The organism is Streptomyces sp. SID4985 (genome assembly GCF_009863025.1).
Lineage (GTDB): Bacteria > Actinomycetota > Actinomycetes > Streptomycetales > Streptomycetaceae > Streptomyces.
The window spans coordinates 1-5038 of the sequence record NZ_WWIR01000255.1 but is presented as its reverse complement, the minus strand read 5'-3'; the positions used below and the strand labels follow the sequence as shown (position 1 = coordinate 5038).

5 protein-coding genes and 1 pseudogene are annotated in these 5038 nt (G+C 68.9%); 5 read left to right on the top strand and 1 reads right to left on the bottom strand.

What is annotated here, in order from left to right; genetic code table 11:
- The first annotated feature begins 376 nt into the window (after positions 1–376).
- Complete coding sequence (gene prfB / locus GTW40_RS10470; RefSeq protein ID WP_161179893.1) at positions 377–1480, top strand: peptide chain release factor 2; 1104 nt, start codon at positions 377–379, stop codon at positions 1478–1480.
- Positions 1481–1804: 324 nt separating this feature from the next.
- Entirely contained in the window at positions 1805–2656 is an 852-nt protein-coding gene (locus GTW40_RS10465) for a hypothetical protein (protein WP_161179892.1), read from the top strand.
- Positions 2657–2756: 100 nt separating this feature from the next.
- On the opposite strand, the gene GTW40_RS10460 is transcribed toward GTW40_RS10465, so the two are convergent.
- A complete protein-coding gene (locus GTW40_RS10460; protein WP_161179891.1) occupies positions 2757–2951 on the bottom strand; it encodes a hypothetical protein in 195 nt (64 codons plus the stop codon).
- Between the two features lie 233 nt (positions 2952–3184).
- Here GTW40_RS10460 and ftsE point away from each other — a divergent pair, with 233 nt between their 5' ends.
- The 3 genes and pseudogenes from ftsE to GTW40_RS10445 form a co-directional block, all read left to right on the top strand.
- Positions 3185–3874 (top strand): cell division ATP-binding protein FtsE, encoded by a 690-nt coding sequence (gene ftsE, locus GTW40_RS10455; protein WP_018549716.1) that lies wholly within the window; start codon positions 3185–3187, stop codon positions 3872–3874.
- Positions 3875–3908: 34 nt separating this feature from the next.
- Positions 3909–4829, top strand: a complete 921-nt coding sequence (gene ftsX / locus GTW40_RS10450) for a permease-like cell division protein FtsX (protein ID WP_161179890.1) — start codon at positions 3909–3911, stop codon at positions 4827–4829.
- A gap of 68 nt (positions 4830–4897) precedes the next feature.
- A pseudogene (locus GTW40_RS10445) lies at positions 4898–5038 on the top strand (peptidase S41); the annotation flags it as partial.

The window sequence follows — 5038 nt, the reverse complement described above, 5'->3', positions numbered from 1 at the left end:
CGCGCCCCTCCGGCGCCCCCCGCCCCGGCTCGGCCCGCCACCGAGCCGCAGCCCGCCGCCGCAAACTCACCTTGACGATCGCCGGTACGGTCCTGGCAGCGGCGATCGGCTACGGAGTCTGGGCCACCTCCACCGACGACACCCCACCCCAGGACACCCAGACGACATCGAGCCCCTGAACGAAGAGATCAGACCGGCACTTGGCAGCCGGGCCCAGCACACACAGCCCGTCCGGCGCTTGAGGACGAGGCCCCTTCAGGGCCGAAGCGGGGGCCTGGGGGCGGCAGCCCCCAGTACCGCACCGCAACACCCCGCACCAAGAGCGCACCCTCAGCCACGGGACCTCCGCACCCGGCGGAGCCGTTACGCTGGGAGCGTGGCAGTCGTCGATGTATCCGAAGAGCTGAAGTCCCTCTCCTCGACCATGGAGTCGATCGAGGCCGTCCTGGACCTCGACAAGCTGAGGGCAGACATCGCCGTGCTCGAGGAGCAGGCGGCCGCGCCGTCCCTCTGGGACAACCCGGACGAGGCGCAGAAGATCACCAGCAAGCTCTCCCACCTCCAGGCCGAGGTCAGGAAGGCGGAAGCGCTGCGCGGCCGGATCGACGATCTCGCCGTCCTCTTCGAGATGGCCGAGGAGGAGGACGACCCGGACACCCTCGCCGAGGCCGAGTCCGAGCTGGTCGCGGTGAAGAAGGCGCTGGACGAGATGGAGGTCCGTACCCTCCTGTCCGGCGAGTACGACTCCCGCGAGGCGCTGGTCAACATCCGCGCCGAGGCCGGCGGCGTCGACGCCGCCGACTTCGCCGAGCAGCTGCAGCGCATGTACCTGCGCTGGGCCGAGCGCCACGGCTACAAGACCGAGATCTACGAGACGTCGTACGCCGAAGAGGCCGGCATCAAGTCGACCACCTTCGCCGTCCAGATCCCGTACGCGTACGGCACGCTCTCGGTCGAGCAGGGCACGCACCGCCTGGTGCGCATCTCGCCCTTCGACAACCAGGGCCGCCGCCAGACGTCCTTCGCGGGCGTCGAGGTGCTCCCGGTCGTGGAGCAGACCGACCACGTCGAGATCGACGAGTCGGACCTGCGCGTGGACGTCTACCGTTCCTCGGGCCCCGGCGGCCAGGGCGTGAACACGACGGACTCCGCGGTCCGCCTGACCCACCTCCCCACCGGCATCGTGGTCTCCTGCCAGAACGAGCGCTCGCAGATCCAGAACAAGGCCACGGCCATGAACGTCCTGCAGGCCAAGCTGCTGGAGCGGCAGCGCCAGGAGGAGCGGGCCAAGATGGACGCCCTCAAGGACGGCGGCAGCTCCTGGGGCAACCAGATGCGTTCGTACGTCCTGCACCCGTACCAGATGGTCAAGGACCTGCGCACCGAGTTCGAGGTCGGCAACCCGCAGTCCGTGCTCGACGGCGAGATCGACGGCTTCCTGGAGGCCGGAATTCGCTGGCGCAAGCAGCAGGAGAAGTAAGTTTGTCGACATGACAACTGCCGTCCTCGTGGCGGCAGTTGTCGTATGTCCGGCGTTTTACGTCACAGTTGAGTCCCTCAACCCCCGGCATACGCCCACCCATCGGACATTGCGCTCGCAACGGCCTTGACGTTGCTTTGAAAAATGGGAATGGTGCATTGCGGTATGCGCATCTCTTGGGGCGCATGTGAACCGGGGGAATGAGATGGCCCGGGAACGGCACGTACGCGTACGTCGGTTCCGGAGCCGCCCGCTGCCCCCGTCGAGCACGGCCAGTCCCATGCGCGGCCTCATTGACGATTCAGCTACTGGGGGTAGCAACCAATGACGAACAAGACGCGGATACGCGTCGCGCGGATCGCCGCCGGTGCCGTGGTGGCGGCCGGTGCGTCCCTGATGATCACGGGCGTGGCAACGGCCGACCCGAACCCGGACCCGACCTGCGGCATCGTCTCCACCGACCCGAACTGCCCCGACCCGGGCACGAGCGGCGGCACCACGGGTGGGTCGTCCGACGGCGGCACCACGGGTGAGTCGTCCGACGGCGGCACCACCGGTGCGTCGACCGACGGCGGCACCACCACCGACGGCGGCGTGCTCGGCGGCGTCATCGGCGGCAGCGACGGCGGCACCACGGACGGTGGCAGCACGGACGGCGGCAGCACGGACGGCGGCAGCACGGACGGCGGCAGCACCGATGGTGGCAGCACCGACGGTGGCACCACCACCACGATCGGCGGCACCGACGGCGGTTCCACGACCGGCACGGGCGGTTCGACCGACGGCGGCTCCACCACGACCACCGGCGGCACCTCCTCTACGGGCGGCGACACCTCCGGCGGCAACGGCGGCGGCACCACCGGCGGCGGCTCCGGCTCCACCGGCGGCAGCACCGGTGGCAACGGCGGCTCCACCGGCGGCGGTTCCACCACGGGCGGCAACCACACCACCCCCGACGGCGGCAACGACAACACCGCCCAGGAGGCGGGCACCTCCGCGCTCACCGACACCGGCTCCGACGCCGCCCCGCAGGGCGGCGACAACAAGGAGCTGGCCGAGACCGGTGCGGGCGAGACCATGCTCCTGCTGGCCGGCGCGGCCACGATGATCGCGGGCGGCGTCGCCTTCCGCTTCCTCCCGCGTCTCGCGGGCGGCCGGGGCGGCGCGGCCGCCTGAGCGCGGTCACGGACAGCCCTCTGACGTAACGCGAAGGGCCCGGAGCATGATCCACATGCTCCGGGCCCTTCCGGCGTCCTGTGCGGCCCCCGGCCGCCCGCTACAGCCCCGTCTGGTGCGCCAGCAGCGCCACCGCGGCGATCAGCACCACGAGCAGCGCGATCAGCGCCACCGGGTTCATCCCCGCGAGGAAGTTCTGCTGCTGGAGCCGCTCCCGGCTGGCCCGGCACACCGGGCACCGGCCTTCGCTCACGGGCGCCGCGCAGTTCGCGCACACCAACCGGTCGTACGTCATGCGCTCGCCCTCCTCGTGCAGGCCCTCACCCCGTACAACGTCGCGTGGAACCAGAACGTTCCCCCTCCACTCTGCCAGGTTCCCCGGGAAAGAGCGCGGGCGCCCGGGAAAGCGGGCCCAGGTGGCCCGTACAAAAACGCACAAGTGTCGCCCAACACGACCGGGCCCTGCGTAGGCACGGCCGGTTCGCGTATGGTCACGCTCATCTACCCCCGGCGACCCGTGGTGCATCCGTGATCCGATTCGACAGTGTCTCCAAGGTCTACCCCAAGCAGACCCGTCCAGCCCTCAGGGATGTGTCCCTGGAAGTGGAGAAGGGCGAGTTCGTCTTCCTCGTGGGGTCGTCCGGCTCCGGCAAGTCCACCTTCCTGCGGCTGCTGCTGCGCGAGGAGCGGTGCAGCCACGGCCAGGTGCACGTCCTGGGCAAGGACCTCGCCCGGCTGTCCAACTGGAAGGTGCCGCAGATGCGGCGCCAGCTGGGGACGGTCTTCCAGGACTTCCGCCTGCTGCCGAACAAGACGGTCGCGGAGAACGTGGCCTTCGCCCAGGAGGTGATCGGCAAGTCCAAGGGCGAGATCCGCAAGTCGGTGCCGCAGGTCCTCGACCTGGTCGGTCTCGGCGGCAAGGAGGACCGCAGGCCGGGCGAGCTGTCCGGTGGTGAGCAGCAGCGCGTCGCCATCGCGCGGGCCTTCGTCAACCGGCCCAAGCTGCTGATCGCGGACGAGCCCACGGGCAACCTCGACCCGCAGACCTCCGTCGGCATCATGAAGCTGCTCGACCGCATCAACCGGACGGGCACCACGGTGGTCATGGCGACGCACGACCAGAACATCGTGGACCAGATGCGCAAGCGCGTCATCGAGCTGGAGAAGGGACGTCTGGTCCGCGACCAGGCTCGCGGCGTCTACGGCTACCAGCACTAAGCAAGTTCACGACGGAAAGGCTCGACCAGACGCCATGCGCGCCCAGTTCGTCCTGTCGGAGATCGGAGTCGGTCTCCGCCGCAATCTGACGATGACCTTCGCGGTCATCGTCTCCGTTGCCCTCTCCCTGGCCCTGTTCGGCGGCTCGCTGCTGATGAGCGACCAGGTGAGCACCATGAAGGGCTACTGGTACGACAAGGTCAACGTCTCGATCTTCCTGTGCAACAAGAGCGACGCGCAGTCGGACGCCAACTGCGCCAAGGGCGCGGTCACCGAGGACCAGAAGAAGCAGATCCGCTCCGACCTCGGCAAGATGACCACGCTCGTGCAGCAGGTCACCTACGAGTCGCAGGACCAGGCGTACAAGCACTACAAGGAGCAGTTCGGAAACTCCCCGCTGGCCAGCTCCCTGACGCCGGACCAGATGCAGGAGTCCTTCCGCATCAAGCTCAAGGACCCGCAGAAGTACCAGGTCATCGCGACCGCGTTCAACGGGCGTGACGGCGTGCAGTCCGTGCAGGACCAGAAGGGCATCCTGGACAACCTCTTCCAGCTGCTCAACCTGATGAACCGCGCGGCGCTCGGCGTGATGGCGATGATGCTGGTCGTCGCCCTGCTGTTGATCGTCAACACCGTCCGCGTCTCCGCGTTCAGCCGCCGCCGCGAGACCGGCATCATGCGGCTGGTCGGCGCCTCCGGCTTCTACATCCAGGCGCCGTTCATCATGGAGGCCGCGGTCGCCGGACTCATCGGCGGCACCCTCGCCTGTGTGTTCCTGGTGGTCGGCCGGTACTTCACGATCGACCACGGCATGGCCCTGTCCAACAAGCTGACGCTCATCAACTTCGTCGGCTGGGACGCGGTGTTGACCAAGCTGCCGCTGATCCTCGCGACGAGCGTGCTGATGCCTGCGTTGGCCGGGTTCTTCGCGTTGCGCAAGTACCTGAAGGTGTGACACATACCAAGAGGGGCCGTACGGGCATCCGTCCGTACGGCCCTTCGCCTTGTCCTAGACTCACCGCCATGTCAGGCCGTGAGCTGTTCAGCCGGCCCCGCCGCAACCGCCGCGGGGCCGCGCTGGCTTTGGTCTTCGCGGGAGTGCTCGCGGCGGGCGCGGTGACCGGCTCGCTGCCGGAGGGCGGCCAGGAGCGCGAGAGCGAGGCC